Source organism: Pseudomonas sp. C5pp, from assembly GCF_000814065.1.
Taxonomy (GTDB): Bacteria; Pseudomonadota; Gammaproteobacteria; order Pseudomonadales; family Pseudomonadaceae; genus Aquipseudomonas; species Aquipseudomonas asiatica.
In genome coordinates this window covers 104,965-126,729 of the sequence record NZ_JWLN01000017.1, presented here as the reverse complement: position 1 = coordinate 126,729, position 21,765 = coordinate 104,965, and the positions used below count along the sequence as shown (strand labels likewise).

Annotated in this window: 24 protein-coding genes; 5 read left to right on the top strand and 19 right to left on the bottom strand. The window is 57.4% G+C overall.

What is annotated here, in order from left to right:
- The first annotated feature begins 1,059 nt into the window (after positions 1–1,059).
- From RR51_RS15945 to RR51_RS15935, 3 genes are read left to right on the top strand one after another with little or no spacing between them, the layout of a single operon-like run.
- Positions 1,060–1,854: a MarR family transcriptional regulator gene (locus RR51_RS15945; protein WP_172688323.1), complete on the top strand. Its 795-nt coding sequence runs from the start codon at positions 1,060–1,062 to the stop codon at positions 1,852–1,854.
- Position 1,855: 1 nt separating this feature from the next.
- Positions 1,856–2,557 carry a hypothetical protein gene (locus tag RR51_RS15940; RefSeq protein ID WP_004577602.1) on the top strand — a complete coding sequence of 234 codons (702 nt, stop codon included), beginning with the start codon at positions 1,856–1,858 and terminating at the stop codon, positions 2,555–2,557.
- Entirely contained in the window at positions 2,554–3,225 is a 672-nt protein-coding gene (locus RR51_RS15935) for a PP2C family protein-serine/threonine phosphatase (RefSeq protein WP_039614045.1), read from the top strand. The genes RR51_RS15940 and RR51_RS15935 overlap by 4 nt, the downstream gene beginning before the upstream one ends.
- A gap of 176 nt (positions 3,226–3,401) precedes the next feature.
- On the opposite strand, the gene RR51_RS15930 is transcribed toward RR51_RS15935, so the two are convergent.
- From RR51_RS15930 to RR51_RS15835, 19 genes are all read right to left on the bottom strand, one after another.
- Positions 3,402–4,250 carry a hypothetical protein gene (locus RR51_RS15930; protein WP_039614044.1) on the bottom strand — a complete coding sequence of 283 codons (849 nt, stop codon included), beginning with the start codon at positions 4,248–4,250 and terminating at the stop codon, positions 3,402–3,404.
- A gap of 479 nt (positions 4,251–4,729) precedes the next feature.
- Positions 4,730–5,551, bottom strand: coding sequence for a hypothetical protein (locus tag RR51_RS15920; protein WP_236693271.1), 822 nt, complete (start codon positions 5,549–5,551; stop codon positions 4,730–4,732).
- A gap of 160 nt (positions 5,552–5,711) precedes the next feature.
- Positions 5,712–5,945 (bottom strand): hypothetical protein, encoded by a 234-nt coding sequence (locus RR51_RS15915; protein WP_039614042.1) that lies wholly within the window; start codon positions 5,943–5,945, stop codon positions 5,712–5,714.
- 95 nt (positions 5,946–6,040) lie between these two features.
- Positions 6,041–6,685, bottom strand: a complete 645-nt coding sequence (locus tag RR51_RS15910; RefSeq protein ID WP_039614041.1) for a hypothetical protein — start codon at positions 6,683–6,685, stop codon at positions 6,041–6,043.
- Between the two features lie 106 nt (positions 6,686–6,791).
- Complete coding sequence (locus RR51_RS15905; RefSeq protein ID WP_039614040.1) at positions 6,792–6,977, bottom strand: hypothetical protein; 186 nt, start codon at positions 6,975–6,977, stop codon at positions 6,792–6,794.
- A gap of 11 nt (positions 6,978–6,988) precedes the next feature.
- Complete coding sequence (locus tag RR51_RS15900) at positions 6,989–7,330, bottom strand: hypothetical protein (RefSeq protein WP_004577609.1); 342 nt, start codon at positions 7,328–7,330, stop codon at positions 6,989–6,991.
- A gap of 167 nt (positions 7,331–7,497) precedes the next feature.
- Entirely contained in the window at positions 7,498–7,839 is a 342-nt protein-coding gene (locus tag RR51_RS15895; RefSeq protein WP_039614039.1) for a hypothetical protein, read from the bottom strand.
- A gap of 174 nt (positions 7,840–8,013) precedes the next feature.
- Complete coding sequence (locus RR51_RS15890) at positions 8,014–9,576, bottom strand: DNA cytosine methyltransferase (protein WP_023662195.1); 1,563 nt, start codon at positions 9,574–9,576, stop codon at positions 8,014–8,016.
- Positions 9,577–9,827: 251 nt separating this feature from the next.
- Positions 9,828–10,145, bottom strand: coding sequence for a hypothetical protein (locus RR51_RS15885; RefSeq protein ID WP_039614038.1), 318 nt, complete (start codon positions 10,143–10,145; stop codon positions 9,828–9,830).
- Positions 10,146–10,347: 202 nt separating this feature from the next.
- On the bottom strand, positions 10,348–10,560 hold the full coding sequence (locus RR51_RS15880) for a hypothetical protein (RefSeq protein ID WP_177328666.1): 213 nt from the start codon (positions 10,558–10,560) through the stop codon (positions 10,348–10,350).
- Between the two features lie 259 nt (positions 10,561–10,819).
- Positions 10,820–11,710, bottom strand: coding sequence for a hypothetical protein (locus tag RR51_RS15875; protein WP_177328665.1), 891 nt, complete (start codon positions 11,708–11,710; stop codon positions 10,820–10,822).
- 757 nt (positions 11,711–12,467) lie between these two features.
- Positions 12,468–12,830: a hypothetical protein gene (locus tag RR51_RS15870; protein ID WP_039614035.1), complete on the bottom strand. Its 363-nt coding sequence runs from the start codon at positions 12,828–12,830 to the stop codon at positions 12,468–12,470.
- On the bottom strand, positions 12,817–13,464 hold the full coding sequence (locus RR51_RS15865; RefSeq protein ID WP_052261073.1) for a hypothetical protein: 648 nt from the start codon (positions 13,462–13,464) through the stop codon (positions 12,817–12,819). The genes RR51_RS15870 and RR51_RS15865 overlap by 14 nt, the downstream gene beginning before the upstream one ends.
- On the bottom strand, positions 13,457–14,125 hold the full coding sequence (locus RR51_RS15860; RefSeq protein WP_039614034.1) for a hypothetical protein: 669 nt from the start codon (positions 14,123–14,125) through the stop codon (positions 13,457–13,459). Before RR51_RS15860 ends, RR51_RS15865 begins: the two co-directional genes overlap by 8 nt.
- A 48-nt stretch (positions 14,126–14,173) precedes the next feature.
- Complete coding sequence (locus RR51_RS15855; RefSeq protein WP_052261072.1) at positions 14,174–14,659, bottom strand: DUF2726 domain-containing protein; 486 nt, start codon at positions 14,657–14,659, stop codon at positions 14,174–14,176.
- 355 nt (positions 14,660–15,014) lie between these two features.
- Complete coding sequence (locus RR51_RS15850) at positions 15,015–15,416, bottom strand: hypothetical protein (RefSeq protein WP_039614033.1); 402 nt, start codon at positions 15,414–15,416, stop codon at positions 15,015–15,017.
- 33 nt (positions 15,417–15,449) lie between these two features.
- On the bottom strand, positions 15,450–17,321 hold the full coding sequence (locus RR51_RS15845) for a UvrD-helicase domain-containing protein (protein ID WP_039614032.1): 1,872 nt from the start codon (positions 17,319–17,321) through the stop codon (positions 15,450–15,452).
- Positions 17,322–17,351: 30 nt separating this feature from the next.
- On the bottom strand, positions 17,352–17,636 hold the full coding sequence (locus tag RR51_RS15840) for a hypothetical protein (RefSeq protein ID WP_023662205.1): 285 nt from the start codon (positions 17,634–17,636) through the stop codon (positions 17,352–17,354).
- Positions 17,637–19,282: 1,646 nt separating this feature from the next.
- Positions 19,283–19,810 (bottom strand): hypothetical protein, encoded by a 528-nt coding sequence (locus RR51_RS15835; protein ID WP_004577623.1) that lies wholly within the window; start codon positions 19,808–19,810, stop codon positions 19,283–19,285.
- 223 nt (positions 19,811–20,033) lie between these two features.
- On the opposite strand from RR51_RS15835, the gene RR51_RS15830 reads away from it, so the two are divergent.
- Positions 20,034–21,071, top strand: a complete 1,038-nt coding sequence (locus RR51_RS15830; RefSeq protein WP_039614031.1) for a ParM/StbA family protein — start codon at positions 20,034–20,036, stop codon at positions 21,069–21,071.
- Positions 21,064–21,765 (top strand): hypothetical protein, encoded by a 702-nt coding sequence (locus tag RR51_RS15825; RefSeq protein WP_023662206.1) that lies wholly within the window; start codon positions 21,064–21,066, stop codon positions 21,763–21,765. Before RR51_RS15830 ends, RR51_RS15825 begins: the two co-directional genes overlap by 8 nt.

Sequence of the window (21,765 nt, the reverse complement as noted above, 5' to 3'; positions counted from 1 at the left end):
CTTTGGGTCGATAGCGGCCTTCGTGGAGGTTGGTGTCTACGGGGTCGGTTTAGTCATTCTGAATCTCCGGTTTCACCTCCGTGAGGCCGGCCATCGTCATGCATCAGATCTTGATTGACACGCGTGCCGCTTTGGATAGCCTTGCAATTGAGGGCTGCAACTGCGCATTTGTCGGGCCTGGGTACCAGCATGAGCCCCCGCAATTTTGGCAGCAGAGGAAGCTGGTTCCTCTGAAGTAGTGACGGCGGGCATTGCCAGTCGGATTCTGAACCCAAGGTCGCCAGACTAGGAGCTAAAGGATCGCTGCGACTACTCCTCATCCCTTACCGAAAAGTCACGCGTCGGTCGTAAACGGCCCTTTCCAGGCCAATCAACTTTTGTGATTGGTGAGTAGGGATTTCTCGGCTTTTCTGTGAAAAGCACCCCTTCATTTCACAAAAAAAATGGCGAAGATTCCAATTTCACGGGGTCTGGCCTATCACCTATTTTGTGAACCTACAGGCGTTGTAGCTTCACAGAAAAGCTGGCTTCACAAATAGTTGACCGGCCGGGCTCCAAACTAGGTCCCAGCGGTCACCATCAAGCCCGCTTCCGCGGGCTTTTTTGACTGGAACTCCTGCAGAAGCGCCCTCCTCCGCTAAGTAGGAAAGGGCCGCCAATGGAGAGGCGTGGAGGATGGGGGCGGTGATGCGCTCCTGCGCACCTCATTCTTCGCTCATGCACTCAACCTAGCGCCACCGATAGGCGGCCTCTGCAGGGCTCACGCATGGGCCCCAGGCCCCTTTGTCGCTGACCCCAACAGCAGCACCAAGCGACAGGGTATAGTTGACAAGACGAAATCTTATAAAAAACAAACGTCCACGATTCATGGAATGTGGACGAATGACATTTCTTTTATTCCGGCACGTCAATATTTTTTGACCATTTCTGATCGACGGAGGAAATTTCTCAACCAGAATGCATTGAACCCTTCCGCGGATGCCGGCCTCTAGCCTGGCAACGAAGAATTTTCTTGACTATTTAATTAGTACCAAGAGAATGTTGTCCACGATTCATGGAATGTGGACACGCGGAGAAAAGCCAGTTATGAAGAGTCAAGACATTTTGTTGCTTTTCAAAATGACTAGCCTGCACGCTCAAGAGGAAAACCTGTTTGGCCGCATGGAATTGGAATCTACCTCTGAGCATGTGAGAAACATTCTCAACCCAGAGCCCCGTTGGTTGGCGTCAGTTAGCGGCCAGGTAGGTGAGGTGCTGTCTCAGTTGCTGCCGAATGACGAAGACACGGTATTTCGGCCACAAGAACTCGATTCACCGATGGGCGATTCTGACCGATGGGAGGGCTGGTCGGATGTGGTGCCGTCGACCCCAGTAACGAGCTGGAGCGAAAACTATTCCTTGCGGGCGCTCTCTGCGTCGCTTGGCCTCAGTAAAAGTGAAGTCTCCAACGCCATGGCGCGTTGTCGCAATGCCGGCCTTCTTACCAGCGATTTCGACACCGGTCTTCCAAAGGTGAATCGACGTGAGCTGCTGAAGGTTGCCGAGCACGCTCTGAAGTACTTTTTTCCAGTAAAGCCAGGTGCAATCGTCCGTGGCATCCCTACCGGCTTTGCTGCGCCAGCCCTTTCGAAAAGCCTAAAAAGTGCTGGCGGACTGATACCTGTCTGGCCCGACCCACTGGGCAGCGAGCGAGGCCAGTCAATCGAGCCCCTCTACAAGACGGTGCCCGAAGCGGTAAAAATAGATAGGACCCTTTATCATTACCTCGCGCTTGTAGACGCGATCCGCGTTGGCGGCCCAAGGGAGTGTGGCGTGGCTGTCAACATACTGAAAGCAGGGATGGGGGTGAAGTAATATGGCATCGAATGCGGACCACAACTACGAGCTTATCTCGTTTGTGGCTGATGGTTTGGGCGACGAGTTTTTGGCTGAGTGTGCCTTTGTCGGTGGATGCACAACCGCTATGTTGGTCACCGATAGCGCAGTGCTGGACGACATCCGATTCACCGACGATGTCGACCTGGTGATCGAGCTAGCAGGCATTTCTGCCTGGGAAAAGCTTACAGTGCGTCTTGCAGCGAAAGGCTTCAAGATCACTGGGGAAGATGATGTGAACTGCCGGTTCAGGTTCAATGATGTCATCGTCGATGTGATGCCAAGCGACGCGTCTATTCTCGGCTACGCTAACCGCTGGTATGTAGAGGGACTGGCTCAAGCGGTACCATTTGAGCTACCTAGCGGTCGGGCAATTCGAATCTTCAAGCCAGCATTCTTCTTGGCAACTAAGCTCGAAGCCTTCAGTGGTCGGGGTAACGGCGATCCGTACCATAAGGACGTCGAGGATATCATCATCCTCCTAGACGGACGCCCAGAGCTATTGGCAGAGGTCCGTGAAGCCGGCGAAGAGCTCAGGCAATACGTTGCCGAGTGTATTGGCGCTCTGGCAAAACTTAACGGCATCGATTATGCAGTTGAGAGCTCAGGCTCTGTTCGAGCCAACCCTGGGCGTGCCAAGCTCATTCATCAACGCATGAAAGACCTGAGCGCGCTCGCATGAGATATCAAACTAGGTCCGTAAAAGGGCATGACCGAGCAGCGAACCACGACTTTGCAGCCGCCGAGATCCATGGGGCACGAGGCCTTTTTGTCATTATGGATGGCACCTCGAAACCAGGCAGCGGTCAGCTTGCGCAAGGCTTGGCACAAGGCGTGATTAGAGCCTATCTGAGCAATGTAGCTCAGGGCGCAGATGACTCCAGCCCAGAACAAGTTCAACAATTGCTCAACGGTATCTTGGTGGATATGCACCGTCAGCTATTCACAAACCAGACTGGCACCACCAGCTATCTGATCGGTGTCGCATCCCAGGGCCTACTCACCGTTGCTTATGAGGGTGATTGCGCCTGTGGGATGGCTGGAAACGACGGCAATATCGAATGGTTTACTCCTCCACACTGCCAAGCAAACTGGAAGCGCGACAGATCGCACCGCGAATTGGCGTTGGATCCTGCACGCAATCTGGTTACCCGCAGCCTCAGAGCAACACGCGCTCCGAGTCCTGATTTTTTACGCCAGCCGGCACCGGCGGGAACTCGTTTTGTCTTCGCCACAGATGGGTTCTGGGCCGAGCTCACTGAATCGCAGCAAGCTGCTGCGATCAATGAGCCAGCTGGGGACATTGCTGTCGTGAGTGATGATGTCACTTGGATTGACGTGAGAATGTGAGTCCTGCCGAGCCAACTATTGGGTGGATCAGATAGGCCTTTCTCATCTGATCTTTGAAAACTGATGGGGGCTATCGCCAAAGAATGACCTTGAGGCAGCTTTTGCTGAGCCTGCAGAGTCACCATTTTCGTGGCTCTACAGGCGTGCCTCCCCTGCCCTTTGCTTCAAGCCCCTGGTTAAATGCCTTGCGAGTTACGAAAAGCACGGAATCGCTCGCAGGCTTCCTGCGACGAATCACCCAGGTGCCACAGCGTGCCTTCTGACGCTAGATAGGCCGAAGTCTCCTCTTTCCATAGCACGGCAAAGGCAGTCGTCGAGATGAGAAATCCATCGCATTTGCCGTCCATGACAGCGTTCTGCAGCACGTTTCTGTGACTCTCAATAAACTCTGAATTGAACGCGCTCAGTACGCCTCTCGCATCAGCTTTGTTAGGACCACTCACGACTTTCCCGACAGGGACCAAATCGTCCAAATTGAGGGCAATGATTCCGCCATTGTTGAACGGTGCCAGCTGCCTAGCAGCATGGCTGACACGCTTCTCAACCCCGAGCGTTGACCAGATCTTCTTGCATGCGATCGGGTAATCGCCCATGCCGAAGTCAACCAGGATATCTGGCTCTGCAGCTTTGGCCGTAAGCCCACGGTTCTTCAAGTCGGAAAGCAGCACCAGCTCCCACAGAGCGTCTTTCCCTTGGTGAGAGTTGCTCCGATCGTGAGGCTGCATTACTCCGCCGGCCATGCGCTTGAGCGCCTCTTGAATCCCTGGTTCATCTGGCAAATTGGTGACTGCATCAGCGAGACGATTCACGTACGCCGCTTCCCACACCACCCGGTCATCCGGCTTCACCTGGTCAGCCCATGCCCGGCTCAGCTTGTCGGCCTGACTGAGCAACTGACAAAGCGCGCTCCCGGACCGAAGCCTGATGTTGCGCTGCACCAGCACGGCCCTGACTTGCTGGGCTTTAGCAGCAATCTCTTCGTAGGTGTCTACCCAAGCCTTGCTCATAAGATCGACGGGCTTCACTTCACAGCTCCTTTGGAGATGGCTCATGGATTCACTGGAACAATGGCGGTGATAACTGATTCGAGCGCTGCTTTCACCAGTGGCAGAATGAGCTTTCGCCCATCAGCACTGTGCCAGACCGGTTGCCAACTCGCACCTTCAATGGAAGGGAGAACGAATTTGCCCGGCCTGCGCTAGCCGAGTACCTGTCGGTGCAGGCCGGCGGATGGCCTCAGGGCAGCTGGAGCGCCCCATTACCTGCATGGCTGGGCTGGATGTCTTTGAACCCGGGATGCTCCAGGTCGACCGTCAAGCTGCTCTCAGCGAAATCCTTTCCCACATACTTCTGTGCCCAGGACCGGCGCTGATCCGGCGTTCTGCATGCACACGCACGCTCGTGGCGGCTGAGCCAGGCCTTGCAGAGCCTCTGCATGTCGCGCTTGAAATCGGAGACCAGTCGATACTCAGCCCCACAGTACGAGCACTGAGCAGTTCCAGTGTTATGTGCCATAAATCATTTCCGAGTGACGGGCGCCCGAAGGCCCGCCCTGCTTCTGGTGATATGCATCTTGGCGCAGGACCGCCCGTACTGCACGTGTTCGCGAGGACTCAAACGGGTTGTCCGGTGGCGCTTGCCGCAAGTCCTTTGCAGCCAGGCTGATTTGCCTGATGCGGGATCGCAGCCAGTTGGCATCTGCCGTGTAAATGGCATCGGGATTGTTGGCCAACAGGGCGCGCAGTTTATCGCCTAATTCGGCGTTGATCACCACTCGCCCCAGCAGGTGAAAGTCGTGATGGTGCAGCGTTGCACAATCCTCAGCACTCATGGCCGCTAGATTGGATGGGATCCCCGCGCAGAACTGATCTGTTTGAAAGATACGCTTGGCATGCGCCAGCATCACACCCGCTGAGAGCTCCCCACACTGCAATGGAATAATCACACGAGCGCCGGCCATGATCCACGTGCGCACTCGCTCTGCATGCACAGCCCACAAGTCGAGGGTTGCCGATTGGTCACCGATGATGTCCGGCGCCACGATGCTAAGAGCCCCTGGGAAGTCTGTCCGCGCCAGCACGCATTCGTACGTGAAAAACACTTTCTCCCAGCTCACGAGCTCGCCCTTCTGGAAGGCTGAAAAGGCTCCGGAGTCGATGAACACGGAACCTCCTGCATTCAGGTGCCGGGGAAGCGTGCCAAAGATTTTCAGGCTATCCAGCAACGTTGCAACTACCCCTACGGGGACGCCCTCATCAACCGCAGCTCGCAGGTCCTGAGAACTGGACATTCCAGAATGAAAGGCAACGCTCCAGGTCAATGGCATGATCTTGATTCCCCCTGCTGCGCACACGAACCCCGCGGCGCTTACACGGCATCGACCCAGCTCGCTGGCTGGGGATGCGTGGTTCAGGGAGATCTAGATGTGCACCGCAGTTTGATCGTTCGTGATGCGGACCTGGCCTGCTACAGAACAAGGTGGATGATCAATCCAGCCCCCGTAGGCTGCTAAGTCCATAGTCATCGCGCAAGATTCGCAGCTGCTCCTTGTCCATTTCGTCTAGGGCCGAGCAGTTTGCGTCGGCTAGGCCCTGCCGGCGCAGCAGATCAGCTGCATCACCTCTGTTATAGATGTAGCGCGACAGGTCCGCGGCGGCGAGGAGAATACCGACCTGCAGCTGAGTCGGTTTGTTGCGAGGCTTGCGCTTGGCGACAGCCATGAGGATGTCCTCGATCGTGGTGTGAGCCGGTCAGGCCCTGGGTGGATGTACCGGACAAGGCCGGCGCGGGCCGTACTGAGGCGGGCAAGTGCAGCTCATGCCTTCGCGAGCGCCTCGACCAGAAGCGCATCGAACTCGTCCACCGCCAGCGGCACCCAGCGATCATCGATCAGCTGGTCGTGGTACCACTTGAGACCCGCGTAGGACACCCGCACACAAACGCCGCCCAGTATTACCAATGGCACCTGGCGTACAGACGCTGGCAGGATTACCGGGGGAATGTCAGCAACAGAGGCCTTCACAGCGAGGTTTTCCATCGCCTCACGCAGGGCGACGGCACTGACCTTCTGGGCCTGAGAGTTGCCAGACAGGGCAGTACGCAGAGTCTCGACGGCGGAGCAGGACCCGCGGTCATCGCCATTGCACCGCGCCACAAAGTCGTCAAGCCACAGCAGCGCCTCTTCAACATCGCCAGCACAGGCCGCCGTTTGAGTGTCATCACCAGGCTGGCTCTGAGCGGACTGCGACGCCCCTTGCTCGGTGAGCCATGCCGCTACGTGGTCGGCGCTCATAACAGCCAAGGTTTCCGAGCAATTATCACAGCCCAGAACCAGCTGGCAGCGAATGTCGCTGGTGCGCAGTCGCCCGTGCTGCGCATCACTGATGTTCTGGTTGTGTGTCTGCCAGCTCAGGGCCTTGCTTCCGCACTCGCGGCATTCGGTAATCTTAGTGATGCTCATGCTGTGCCTCCTGCAGGCGTTCGACATCTGGCAGCAACTGCGCCAGCGGGTCAGTGGTGAAGCTGTCTTATCGCGGGTACCGGACCGGCGAACCGGGCCGATGTGATTAGGCTGGGCCGCGTGGCACTTCGTAGTACGAGCTGCGTAGCCGGTTCACGGTATAACCGCGGCGGCGCAGCGCCTCGACAACCGAAGGGCCGTTGCCGGTGTAGCGGCCAGTTGCAAAGCGCAGAGTGACCCCATGTGCCTTGCAGTGCTTGAACTCTTCAATCAGGCGCTCAGTGTTGGTCATGATTCGTCCTCCTACGCCGCCGCCAGGCAGTCGTTCCAAAGTTGTGGGTCCGCGTACATGAAGTAACCGGGCTTGTCCGGATTGGCCACGCAACGCCCACCCTTCTGCCGGTACGTTTGGTAAGCCCGGGCAACGCGAGACTTCTGCACCTGATCTAGCCGGCGTATCTCCGCCTTAATCTCCAGGTCGAGCGTGAAGCCCTTCGCTGGCGCCATGGCGCAGGTTGTGCCGAAGTGACGTATCTCGTTGGTTTCGCAGTCCTCGATCCAAACCACACGCTTGAGGCCTTGCTTGCCGCAACATTCGCAGTGCGATTTGTCGTCGTTGATCCCGAGAAATTTGAAGCGGCTCATGGCGTGCCCTGATGAGTGACTGAGCCAAAAAGTTAAACTATATGGCAACCTTTTCTCTTCCATGCGAAGCCTTGCTCAAATCGCCGGTTTCACATCAGTCCGTGAGAAAAGCTCAATATTTCACAGTGAAAAGCCCTGAACGCAGTCCAGGGCCTCAAACGGCTGCCTTACCGGCCAAACACACGGTCAAGCACAGGCCTTGACTCGATGATCGCGGTACCCAGCTCATCGACGGTCGTAGCGCCCGTCAGGCGGTCCTCGACTGCGGACAGGTCGGTAAGCAGCTCGTCGTTGCCACCCTCCTTGTAGAGCGTGCTCTGCACAGCTTCGAAGGTCCGCAGCAGATCGCGGTGGGTGTCCTGGAAGTTGCTTTCACTGCCAGAGACGGTTGCCTGGGCCCAGCTGGTGAGCGGGTGGTGGCGAGCCTCCACCTTACCGGGGCCGAACATGCGGTCGTAGGAGCGCTGCACCAGGCTTTCAATCAAGAGGCCGTTGTTTCTGTCATCCATTCGTATGCTTCTCATCGTGATGACGTGATCGTCACGTCGTGGTGATGATGCCAGGCGCACCCGGCATCGGTTTCGCCGATCAGCGGCAGCTCTGTATCGGCGGTCTCTAAAGGGTCTTCAGCATGGGGCACCGGCTGATCTGGCGCCCAAGCCGTAGGCCTAGGTCGATCAGCCTCATTCTGTCGCCAGCTGCGACACGCTCAGGCCTACCGCGACGGGCCGTACCCAGATGGGCATGCTGCTGAGCATGAAGGTTTCCCCTTGGGCTGCCAGCAGCAATGTCGTGCCCATGACATGCCCGATCGCCTCCGCCGCCGCCGGCGGAACGGCGTTGCCAATCCGCTCGCGCCAGGCCTGATCGCTCAAACCGTCCAACTCCAACTGCTCCTCGGGCTCGACAAGGCTTTGCAGCGCTGCCAGTTCCAGAGTCGTGAAGGGGCGGTGCCAGGTCCCGTCGAGCGACTCGATAATGCAAGTGAGCCTGTCGTTGGCCTCTGGGAGCCGGGGATCGGCTACGCTCCAACGGCCGTTGTCATGCTTGGCGCTTGCAGAGACGGCTCCCGCTGAGCCCTGCCACGGCACCACGCCGTAATGCCCGCCAGTCAGGTAAGCGTCGCCCTTTGTGCGTTTCATGGCCGGTCGGGGATCGGCGACGCTGAATGTGCCTTGTCCTGGGCTTTTAACTCCAATGACGGCACCGCTGGTGTCCTGCCATCGGCGAACACCATACTGCTGGTACTGCAGGGCGCCAGCTTTGGCTCGCGGATCTGCAACCGAGAACGCTCCGTTTGTTGGGTTCGATCGGCCAGCCACCGTGCCCATGCTGTCATTCCATCCATGCACCCCCATGTATCCCGATCGGTACCCTGGAACAATGATCAAGTCGCGCAGGTAACCATCCTGGATCGCGAGATCATTCAGGCTGCGCCAGTCTTTTCCGGCTTCGACCAAGGCCAGGCGGACCCATGTTTTCCATTGCAGAGCCGGCACCCGGTGCATAGGGCCAGCCTGCTCGATATCGCCGGCCAGAGGCATGCGACCGAGGATGTCACCTACAGCACGAAGGCTCTTCTTCTCTGGCTCATACAGGAACGACGGCACCTTCTCGACGTGGCGAGCCACCAGCAGGAATCGCTTGCGGCTTTGAGCCAATCCGCCGATGACCCCACAGTCATGGGTGGTTTCGGCGACGGCATATCCATAGTGGCTTAGCAGAGCGCCGATCTGGTCCAGCAGATGGCGGCCACGATTGGCCAGGCGTGGGACATTCTCGAATACCAGCATTGGTACAGGGTCATCCCGCCACGCCTCCGCCATCAGCCAGATACAGCGCAGAGTCAGCTCGTTCAAGGCCTGGTACTTCGGGGTCAGGCTCATCTTCTCCGACAACAACCCGCTGGCGCCCTTGCATGGGGAGCTGATGAAAACGGTGTCGGGCCGGCGGTTCTGGGCCGCACGGCGGATGTCCTCTGGGAGTGCCTCCCGCCATCCGGCTGGCGGCTCCTTTCCGTGGAAGCGGATGTACTGATCACGTGTGAAGAGATCCAACAGCGTGCCTTCAACACCGGACAATCGCTTGAAATCGGCGAGGCCGGCCGGGTCAACGTCAACGCCTCCCAAGCACTCCCATTCAGCTTGCACGTTACCGACGATGGGCTTTGCCCGGTTGAAGCCCTTGGCGCCCCCCCCCAAGCCGCAGCAGAAGTGGAAATGGGTGAGGATTTTTTTTATCAGCATGCAGTGTCCTACGAGAGTTGAGTGGCGCCCGCCAGGTGGACTGGCTCCCCTGGTTTACCTACGGACCGGACTAAAAATTAAACTATAGGTCAACCTTTATCAATATTTATTAAACTATATGGCAATTTTTATCTTTGTCCAAAACGACTTCCGTGGGTTACGCTCTACCCTGGAGGCCAAAAAAATCCGGCCAAGAATGGCCGGATTGGGTGTAGCGTTCGTGAGCTTTGCGCGGTGCAAGGAAACGCTGGCTAAAAGGGCGGGTTCCGAAGATAGTCGTAATATTGCGCGTCCAGCAGAGCCGCTGGTGAAGGCTCGATCGCAATCAAGGTCCATTTACCATCGACACACCGGCCTACCTTCCCATAATTGAGACCGGGCAAGTCGTAGCTTCGCTCGATCGTTGCCCAGTCCTCTGGATACTGTGCCTTGAAGACCTTCCGGAAAGACTCGTTGCCGTAACTGCCCATGATGGTTACGACAGCAGAGAACTTCTCATCTCGATCGCTGATCAGCTCTATTGAGCTGGCCATCAGTTTGGGTGCAGCCTGTTCGTTGGGTGTCCGCATGCCATAATCTCCATTGGCAAATATCTGCCAAAAACAGCCTTCTATCGGTGCGATGTCGACAGCCCCATCGCATTCACTGGTCAACTCGAAATGGGCAACACCAGCCGATAACGAAACCTGGCGCCACAGTGCACACAGAACAAGAAGGGGGTCGGCACCTATCGCGAGCTCCGATCCTTGCCCGTTGGGCCTCTGCAGTTCCCTATTCCTCCCGATCGAGCTCAGGCGTTCTGTACGTTTTCCACTGCAGCAGCGTGTACCGCCCGAGCTTCACCTTCGTCTCGGTTACCACCTGGCCAAAGGCGTAGTTACCGACCTCGGTCACCCAGACCGAGATCAAGTTCTGCCCCAGGCCGGCCCCGAATAGCCGCTGCAGCAGTGTTCGCCGGGTAGGCGCTTCTGCGAGTGGGGTCATGCTCATAGTCCACCTCTGTAAGCCGTTGTCCCGATGACGCCGAAATGTGCCATCGCTAGTGTCAGTTGCCAGCCCCGTATCCCTCCCACGGAAACGCTGGGCTGGCGCCTTTCGAAATGTGCCATCGTTAGTTTCTGGTGGTTTGTATGGCACATTTGGTCAAGTCAGTAGCAGAAGGGCCCGCTAAACTGCCACGTGCACGACTAGAGTACATTTGTACTCCTAGCACCAGCAGCTTATCCTTCAGCCGCCCGATCGTTCAAAGGAAGACAGTGGGAGCATGCGCCTTGGCCTTCCCCCTTCTTGGCCGCGGGGAGCTCTTATTCTGTTCGGTCTTACGCCCGTTCCCAGAGTTGCTCAAGTTCACGTCGTAGAGCTCACACAAGCTCGCGAGCTGCTCGGCCGGTATCAACCGGTGCATCTTGCTGAGCCGCAGCAAGATGGCCTTCGGGGTGCGCTTGTGTGCGGTGGCAAGCGCGTCGATCGCTTCGCCATTCCGGTATCCCGCAACGAGCCGCTGGTCTTCGTCATCGGTCCACTTGCTGCCCTGGGCCGTCGACTCGGTGCTCCCGCTGACAGTGCGGCTTGCTTTTGCCGGCTGCTGCACAGGCTCGACTTCCCGTGCTGGCGCCTGTGCCATCTGCACTGGAGCAGCAGGAAGCTCTGAATCAAGTACCGTCGACAGCATGGCCAACCACCTGGTGCGATCAGTGTCACGTGAGTGGTGGAAGCCAACGCTGCCTATCACCACCATGGGGTTCACGTTCAGCGCTGCAGCGATCTGCCAGGCGTGATAGTTGTCCAAGAGATCCTTGCCGGTGCGCCATCGGGAGAACTGGGTCTGGCTGACACCGAGAAACTCTGCAGCCGAGACATCGCCATGAAACCCTTTGACCACCTTCAGCTGGTCGAGCCAGTTAGCAGCGGTCTTGACCAACTTCACATGTGGACTATTCGTCTGGTTCGAGAATGGCGTCGACCGCTTGGCACGCTGCGACAACGCTGCGGCTCCCGCAGCTGCGGCCAGGCGCAAGTTTGCTGTGATCGGTACACGCTCATCACCGCACTCAATCCCGGCTTCGTCCAAGCCGGCCGACAGGTTGATCAGGATCGCGATGGATCGATTCGTCATCTCATCTTGTTTGGCCATGCCCCCTCCCCTGGATCCGCTGAGGATCGCTACATGCTGCCCCGGGATACCGAGGGCCGCCGCCTGAAAATGAATCATAACGGCATAACTGATTCTTTACACGTACCTATATGCTAACAGATTCAAGTAAAACTCATCAGAGATTGCCAGATCCGTGTGTGGAGGGGCGGATCGCGGTGACGATCTGCAAGTGACTCACTAGCCCATCTGATCCGTTCATGTGTTTGGTCTAGTCAAAGTCTCAAAACGCAGCTTAGATTCTGCTGTGGCGCCCAGCAGACGCCCGCTAAAGGTTGAGGAATGGACACACGAGACCCAGCCATACGAAAGCTCATTCATCAGCCCGGCTAGAACTCTCAGCGGAAAGCGGAAGCTACCAAGGATGATGCCAGCCCCTGAAGGTGTAGAGCGGGCCGGAGCTGTGCCATGTGGCCCCGGTGAGCCAGGTTATCGCTCACGTTGGCGACCTGCTCGTCGCATAGACCTAGATAAGCAAGATGCGACAGGACTACTACTCACCTGCCCCTACCGCCATCAAAGGAGCTGCAGATGCCCTGGCAGAGCTCGCGGTGGTCAAACAGATCGTTGTAGAAGGGTACCAAGACTGCAAACCCAAGAGAGATCTCCTGGACCGCATTGGTAGGTGCGAACGGCAAGTCCAGCGGTCCGCTTCCCGTAGAAACCCGTAGCCTCCTGCTTCACAGCCGGCTTCCAATAACAAAGCCCGCCAAGGCGGGCTTTGCGAGCCATGTGAGGCTCAGTGAGCAGGGTTGAAGATGAGCTCACCGATACCGACCATGAGGAGGAGAATACCTATTCCTCCCATCGTTGCTGCAGCATCCAGCGCGAAGTACTGCTCACATGCAGCGCCTGATACCAAGAGCCCCAGCAAGGTCACCAGCAAGGCTGCGATTCCTCTGATTAAGATCACCGCCACGCAAGCCAGTATCAGCAGTGAGAAGCGCTCTGGCGTTATGTGGAGCACCCAACTCACCATCTCCTGACCCACAAGCACTGGACCGGAGAGGAAGACGCCCATCGCGAGGGAGAGGAGGCCAAGGGCCCGATACACCGCGTTGCGGTTTACGCCAGTCACTGCTTTCAACTCAGGTTTTTGCATTGCCGGTAATCCCTTGTTCAGTGCTTACTCGGCCGTCGTAGGCGTCTAGTTGCTTCTTCATCTCAAGACGTTGCGCATCGAGCATCTGATTGAGCTGATCCGCTTTGAACACATCGAAGGGAGCTCGTACGAAGGCCAGCACCTCGATCGGCGCCGAGGACTGGCGCTCGACCTTGCTCGACTGACCGGAGCTCGCGCTGTCTGGCAGCCCCAGCATCTCGGTACAGGCCCGGATGGTGTAGTCGTAACACCCCACCTTCGCCTCACCTGCCAGAACAGCGCTCCGGAAAGAGACGCTCGGGAAGATGGTGGTACCACTCACAACCCCAGCCATGATCAGCACCAGGCCGAAGGCACTACCCGCAAATGCGCGAAATGCCCCCACCAGGAATGCGAACAAGCTGACCCCGGACGCAATGAACGAGATGGCTGGGGGATTTACTAACCAAGAGGCATGTTTCAGATCATCGGGGCTCACAGGAACCTTGAAGTTCAGGACGGCGGTGCTGATGGCAGCAAACACGACGTACACTACCAACGCGGCCAGGAAGACGCTCGCGAAGATCAGTGATCCCTCGCCTGCCTTACCCGGCGTGAGATCGAAGTAGTCATTGGAAGAATCGTGGTCACTCATGGTGCTCACCTGCTTGGTTCTTAGTTGGGGGTGTGGGGAGGGTGTCGGTCTGGACTACCAAACCCTTGCGGAGCTCTTCTTTCAGTTCCAGGCGCTGCGTATCGAGCATTTGGTTGAGTTGATCCGCTTTGAAAACATCGAATGGCGCCCGAAGGAAGGCCATCACCTGGACAGGGGTGGCTTGGTGGCCACCAAGCTGGGCCGACTGATCTGGGTTGGCTGCTCGACTGGGCAGCCCCAGCATCTCGGTACATGCGCGAAAGGTGTACTCGTAACAGCCGATTTTGGCCTCCCCTGCAAGAACAGCGCTGCGCAGTGAGACCTCTGGAGCAGTGGAAACGCCACCAACAAAGCTGGTCATGAGTACACCGAGGCTCAGAGTCATCGGGCTGATCAATTGCAGAGCGAGTGCGAAGCCCATGACCAACATTGCGCCGTAGAGAAAGGACATGAAGTAGGGGGCGTTCACCAACCAGGATGCATGCTGTAGATCCTCAGCGCTGACCGGCACCTTAAATGCCAGGACGAAGATGCTGATTGCCGCAACAACGACGTACAGCCCAAGCAAAGCAAGGAATAGCCCCCTGAATGTGAGCTTCCCCTCGCCGGCCATATCTGCTGCGCGAGCGAAGTATTCGCTGGATGAATCGAAGTCACTCATATTGCTCACCTACTGTGTTCGAATTCCGGGTTGGAAAGGTCCTGAGCTCTACAGCTTCAGGTCCCTGCGGATCTCTCGGGCCGACGGCATTCCGCGGTACCGGTGCACGGAAACCCCTACTGCCTTCATCAGCTCGTCACGACGACGGTCCTTTGCCTTGGCCTTCGAGCTGTTGTGCGTGGAGTCGTCGACCTCGACCAGCGCCACCGGCTTGAGCTTCTTGTCGCAGAGCAGGAAGTCGCAGCGGTTGTGGGCCACCACATGCCGTGCGTGGTTCTTGTCGGTCATGGCGGTGGCCTTCACCTTGATGAAGGCACCGAACACCACCTGGGGAGCGATGACCAGGTCGTTGCCAACTGCCTCCCTGAGTCGCCAGAAGAAGTCCTGCTCGCGCTCGGTGAGCAGGGGGATGCACTGGTAGTGCTTGGTTGAGTAGCCTTTGCGACCCTTCAGCATCTTGAGGGCGACGTACCCGATGGCGCAGACCACCAAGAGCGGGACACCTAACCCGTCCAAGCCATTGAAAATTGACATCCTTCCTCCTGATTTAATTCTATACGCGTACCAATACGCTATATGGTTAAAAAATGGCGAGTAATCCGCCTGTGATGTTGGTCAAGTAAATGTGATTACGCTTCCATCTCGGGAGGGGCACCGCCGCCTCCGCCGATCAACAAACCTGCCCTGGCTATTGCTCAATGGGCGTGGAACCGTTAGCGTAGTTATCCGCTCTTACCGACACGCTCGTGTCGTGCAACACCTCACTCCAAACCTCTCGTAGCCAAAGCAAGTCACCGTCCTGCAATCATGCGCGCCGACTTGACCAATCCCACAAACGAACTATTCGAAGCCTGACCGCCTGGCGCGATAATGAGCGCCAGCAACGCCGCTAGATGTGATCCTCCGAGAGGTGCCCGGTGACCGCCGGCAGCTGATGCGAGGGTTCAATACCTACGGCCCGCTTGCCCCGTCGAGAACCCCGGCCTTTCACCTCGCCCGCGGCCGCCGCCTCTTTCACCGCCCGGGCTGCCATGCCCTCATTGACCATGTCCAGAATTTCCTGAGACATCCGCTGCTGCACAATGCGAGAGTTCCCCATGCGGTTGTTCGCATCGGTACGCTCGGCATCCGCAGCCTTTGCCCATTCCCTCAGGACGTCCCGGGCCTCGCCGATGCTCCCCTTGATCTTGACGAAGATCTCGAACATCAGCGGGTCAATGGATACGGATGACTTCCTGGACACGCCTCCCGCTTCACGGCGGTAGAAGATCCGGATGAAATCGTCAGCCATGCCAGCCCCCAGCACCTATCAGTAGGTAGTCCATCAGGCCACATCCAGGTGAAGGTCACTGACCAGGCGCCAGGTGATATCTGGGCAACCGATGAACAAGCCACCATGCAGGCGGCCCTGGCGAACCATTGAAGCCACGGTGTCGGCCGCCTCGGATACGGAGACACCGACAACGCCAGCGATCGCCACCGCGGTCAGTGCGGCATGGCGCAGGATGGCCAGCTCGATGCGCGACTCAACCACATCGCCTTCGAACAACAGAGCGGCATCGGCGCCGACAAGCTCGACCACTTTGGAGTGCGCCCCCGCGCCGGTGGTAGCAGCGAAGGAATCGGCCTCTTGTTCAGGGCTCACAACCAGCACGAGCCCCCCTGCTTGTTCGGTGTGCTTCGCCACAGGTCGTACCGCTTCACCCACAACCCCAGCGGCCTCGCAGTAACGCAGCACTGCCTGGATCTGCTCATTCACCTCAATGGATTCCATCGCACGGGTCAGTGCCACGTACAGCAGGTGGAGTTCTTGGCGTAACTCCGGGGTATCCAGCACCAGCGGCAGGCCGGCATCGGTGATCAGGTTGAGGAAGTCGCTCAGCAGTACGACCTGCGGGAACTCCAACCCTTTCGAACGGTGGGCAGTGCACAGAGTGACGGTCGCATCCTTGATGTCGCTGACGCAGGCATCCTTGATGCGCTGTACCAGGCTCGGGATTTGATCGCCGTACTGCTTGGCAACACTGATGAGGGCGTGGATCTCTTTGTCATCGGTGTCGTTGGCATAAGCCTCCAGATCCTGGAGCGAGCGGAACGCACTGAGCAAAGGATCGCGTAGACGGACACCCGTGTTGGCGCGCAGGTGGTGCACTTCAACCAGCTTGTCGAACGGGTACTCGTTGACGCCACCCACGAAGTGAAGACGCTGGCCTTCCAGCAACTGGACCGCACTGGCGAACAGCTTCGCATTGGTGCGCCCGATGATCGCGTAAGGCTTGGTGCGGTCGACGGCGAATCGGGTAGTCAGCTCATGGCGCGAACTGCGCACTGGGTCCTGCTCGCCGGCGAACTGACGCAACAGCATGGTGGCGAGCTCGGCAATGCCGGCGCCATAACGGTGGCTCTCGCTCAGCGTTACGACTTGATCGAACTGCGACGGCTCGAAGGTGTTGTAAGCACCTCGGAAGCCGAAGATGGCTTGGAAGTCATCACCGGCCAAGCGCAGTGGGCAGCTCTGGCGCAGGATCACCGCTGCAAAGACCGGATTGGTGTCCTGGTACTCGTCCAGCAGGATCTGGTCGTAGCGGTGGCTCAGGTCCGGGTCACCCAAGCTCCACAGTTTCAGGTAGCCGTCGTGCGGCATACGCAGGGGGGTGGATTCCAGAAACTCTGCTCGCTCGGCTTGGCTTTCGCCGCACCCACGAGACCACTGACGCAAGCGCTGCAGATCCGCCCACACATGCTTCGCCCATTCCGCAGCCTTCTGACGGTCATCGCCAACGATCTTTGTGGGCACGTGCGCAGCCAGGATCTCCCGATCTGCCGAGACCATGAAGTTGTGCAGAGTGACGTACAGGTGGCGAGCAAAGGCCATGGGGATCTTGTACTGCTTGGCCAGTTGGGACGGATGGAGATCATCCTGCTTGCCAGTCTTCTTGAACTGGCCACCGACCTCCCAAGCAAGCCCATGGCTGGTCCTGGTGGTGACGTTGGAAGGGAAGCGAGCAGCTGCGTCCTCCTTGTTGGCCTTGCCAAAGGTGACATACAGCAGGCGCTGGTCAGGGAAACGCAGGGCGTGCGCGATGAGCAGCGAGGTCTTGCCGGCCCCCGCCTTGGCGCGGATCAGCAATCGCTTGGCGGTGCTGCCCAGAGCAACAGCCTGGTCTGTGTTTGGGGTGAAAGCTTTCGCGGCCATTGCCGGCCTCCTTGAGGTGCGAGTGGTAGATCAGTCGTCTCGGTTGAAATTGTTGAAGCAGTCGTTGAAGGGGTTATGCCCCTCCTCCTGATCCATGAGCGGGACCTTCTTGCTGCGCTTCGCGTTTGGATCAGCAAACAGGTTGAAGAACACGACCATTGGGATGCTGGCTGCGACCACCAGGAGCAATGAGCCCGCGAACACCCAGCCACCAAAAGCGTGGCGGGCGTATGCAGCAAACAGACAAGCCGCTACAGCCAGAGCAATCGCTCCAACGCCCTTTCCAACCTGTTTCATCACACCGTACTTGCTCATTGCGGCGGCTCCTAAGCACAACCATTTATGACTCAACGATACCTATAGATTTGCATGGATGCAAGACAAATTATAGTTACGTGTTACGAATGCAGGCATAAGCATTTATGGATACTGGCAAGGCAAAGCTCCGGGTGCGAGCACAACCATTTATGACCAGGGGGTAGGAAAAGCGTGGCGCAGGTGCATAACCATTTATACCCATACCAGCCCATAAAAGCCGGCCCCGGCGGCACCCACACTCCGACCAGGGATGGGAAGGAAGCCTGCAGGCAGAGTACTGCATGTAGAGAGCAGAGAGACATGAAGACAATGAAGCACCCTCCCCCGCGAGACACAGATCAGAGAAAAGCAGCTCCAAGCAACCCGAGCTGAGACGGACCTGACCGGGTCACACACCGCACCAGATGAGCAGACAGGTCCTGCATCGCCACCACCGACAGCCAAGCGTCACACGCCGCGAGCCGGATCGCACACAGCCTGCTCAGATCCAACACCACCCGCCACCGGGCGCCACCCATCGCACTCTGCCAACCTGGTCAAACAGCAGCACCGGGCAAGCCAATGGTCGCGAACCGCCGCACAGATCCCACGGCACCCACCACCGACTGCTAGCGATCATCAGAGGCCAGCTGCAGGATCAGCACCGAGCTTCTGCACGGCCGCCGCCGCCGCCCCCGTCGCATCCTTCTCAGCCCGTCGCTCTCCTCCCCCGTCAGATCCTTCTTGGGGTCGCCACCGGCAGCTGGTGGGCTGTATTGCTAGGCGCAACCGAAAGGTCTCCTGGCAGGGACCGGTCATCTGAGACAGAGAGGCACAAATGGTTATGCTGTCGGAGGAAGCAAAAGCGTCAAGCGCGCACCGGCAGCACAGACATCGGAATAATGAAATGCCAATGCGACAGCGCAACAAGAAGAACCCAAACTAGCGATGGCACAATTCACCAAATAGAACTGGTGCGAGAACAACTGGGCGGTACCACGCAAATCCGCACGCGCATGAGAAGATGTAGAAGTCGCAGTGGAATAATGGAGCTGAAGAAGAGAAGAGAGAAAAGAGAATCTACAGCGGCAGAATGAGCTCAACGCCTCGCAGGGAGAAGGAGCCGGTCGGCGCAGAGTCACAAGCGGCACAGACAGAACTGGCAGGCAAACAACAGCCAGCAGCACGGGCGGACACCCAAACCAAACTTGCACAATGGGGCGTGACACAACGGGCAGCCGCAAAAGAGATTCTGACACAAGTGCCGGCGCCAGAACGAGATCTATGGTGCGACCAGAATAAGAGAAGATGAATGAAGTAAATAAAATTAGATTAAGGGGATGGGCGCGAGGCGGCTCGGATCCAACACCGCCCGGCCCAGGTAAAACTCGGCCCACCACCGAATGCGAATGCAATTCTCCGCAACCAGATCACACTGCGCCCAGCAAGCCCGGGTTCTACTTGGCCAAACCACCGGTAGGCTTCTGGCCCGCTTAACCATAGCCGCGGGTCTCACTGCGCATAACACCGGTTTGCTTCTAGTCCGCTTTGCCCATAGCCCGGTTCCTACTTGGCCTGACACCGCAATGTTTCCGGTTCCGCTCAGCCACAAAAAAGGCCCTGCCGACGTTAATCGACAAGGCCTTCGCGAATCAGATTAAGGTTTACTCGTCCACGTCGAGCTCTCCTTCAAACTTGGTTTCGATCTGGTCCAGCATGCTGCCCACCAATGTCTCAAGAGAAGACAAATCATCCTCGCGTGCTTTGAGCGTTAGCTTTACGCCATGACTCATATTTCGTACTCGTTCGTGCATTTCCGCTCTAAGGTCAAAGAGCTTGGAAACCCTCTCGCACAGGATCAGTACCAGCTTGTGGTTCGGCTCGAACTCCCGTGCACGCTTCACTCTCTTCGTCAGCCCTTTATGACTCACGTTCGTGGACATCCATTTTCCCTTGCCGGCCTTGAGCTTGCGGTACACCCGTACGAATGGCCTGGACTGACCTCGGTGCTGGTTGAAATCGATCCCTATGCGCCCCGTCTGAAACGGCTGCATGACGTAGAGCAATTCGCCCATGCGCACCAGGAGCTGATCGATGCGGATCAGGTAGTCGACGGCGGTGTCGACCGACTCTTTGCCTTTGCGCCGCAGCTCTTCGAAATCGTCGATGGAGGGGGGGTTGTGTATAGCCATTGTTTAAGCGTTCGCCGGGGGGTTGTGTATAGCCGCGCCGAGGGGCGCGTTCTGGCGAATTTTCTTTGTGCTTATCCAGTATTGTCAATACGTGTTATGTATCTTAGACTCGACTCAATGCATACAGGGCAGTAGCTACTGCGTACTGATCTGTAGGTACTGCACACTGTGCAGTGCGCATCATTAACCCCTCTAAGTCTCTGGTTTATATAGGTTTAATTCCATGAAAGGTCGCGTAGCAATCGGTTTGGATGCGGGTCGTAGCGCCATTAAGGTGGTCGCGTATCACGAAGGTAAGCGCACTCAGGTCATGTACCCCACCCTGGCGGTTCCTGCCGTCGAACTCACCGACCCAACGACTGCCGCTCGCGCCAAAGCCGAGACCGAGATTGTCGACGGGAAGGCATACTTCACCGGCGATACCGCTCGCCTCCAGGGCAACCTCACCTCCTCTATTGGCTTGAACGACAATTGGACGGACACCCCGGAATATCTGGCTCTTATTCAGTCTGCTTTTACCCGGCTCCGTGCCAAGGGCGTTCAAGGGATTGATGAAGCATTTGTCATCATCGGTACTCCGTCCAAGTTGTTCGGCTCTCGCAAAGACAGTCTGGTTGAGCGCACCAAGAAAGCACTACCTGATACTGTCGAGTTGAAAGCGCTCCCTCAGCCAATGGGTGCTTACTGCGACTACATTTTGGATCAGTCAGGGATCCCAGTAGAGGAATTGATCAATGGCGCGAACGGAAGGCCAAAGTCCTATGGCGTCATTGAGGGCGGCCATTATTCGACTGATTTCCTTCTGATGCGGGAAGGTCAATACATTGAGCGGGGTGCTGACTCTTGTGCTGGAATGAGTGCTGCTGCTGAGCAGTTGCGTCGTATCCTCGGTAAGCACGAAATACAAGCCAGCCTTGTCGAGTGCGAGGAGTCGTTCAGCACTAAATTCCTTTTCCAGTTCGGCGAGCAAATTAACATTGAAGCCCAAGTGGCCGAAGCTCAACAGCATGTGGTTCAAGAGGTTATCTCTAAGGGTAACTCGTTGTTCTCCGATGATGCTCGCTCGCTTAATGGCATTCTGGTTGCTGGTGGAAGTGCCGAGGCGATCTATGGGCGTGCTAAAGAGGTATGGAAACACAGCATTCTGGTGAAAAACCCTCGCTGGGCTGTTGCTGATGGCTTTGCTCGATATGCCCTTGGCCAAATCATCCGTAGCATCGTAAATGCGAATGCCAAAAGGATGTCCGCTGTAAATGGCTAAGTTAATTCGTGTATATGACCCTAATGAAACTGAGCGAAAAATCAATCTGAACATCCCAGAAGATGTTTGCCCAGGTTTGCTGGAGTTCATGTCCGAACTGCCATACGGAAAAGACACACCTCTAATCAGGGGTGTCTTTTACCAATGGTTTCTGAGCAACAATGCGGCCGGCACCTTAGACCAAGCTCTCAATGCCGCACTTGCTGGGCCAGGGGGCATGATTCCGACCGGCCGCCAATCCAGGCGTGAAAGCGCAGAACCGCCAGCTCGCAAAAAGCGGGTACCAAAGCAGCGGGAGGTCACAGCCAGACCTGGAACGGTCAAGGCCTCTGAGATTTTGGGTCACCCAGAACCTCAAGCTCCAGCGGCTCCGGCTATCCCGCCACACGTTGCCGAGGAGGTCCACTCTCCCCGGCAACCCGAGCCGGTAGCCGCTCCGGTTGGTGATCCATTGCTCAGTGGGGCGGATGAGGTCCAGGCAGAACGCGTACAGACACAGCCAATCACTCCCCTATCCAACCCCATCCATAGTACGGATGTTCAGGAAGCGAACATCGAACTGCAGGCTCAGCAGCTCCCAACCGCAGATACCCCGGATGAGGTCCACTCACTACCTGCCGCCCAAGACGCAACGCCGACTGAGCCAACACTCGTGCAGTTGGCAGCATTGGACGCGATGGGCGATATGTTCTAA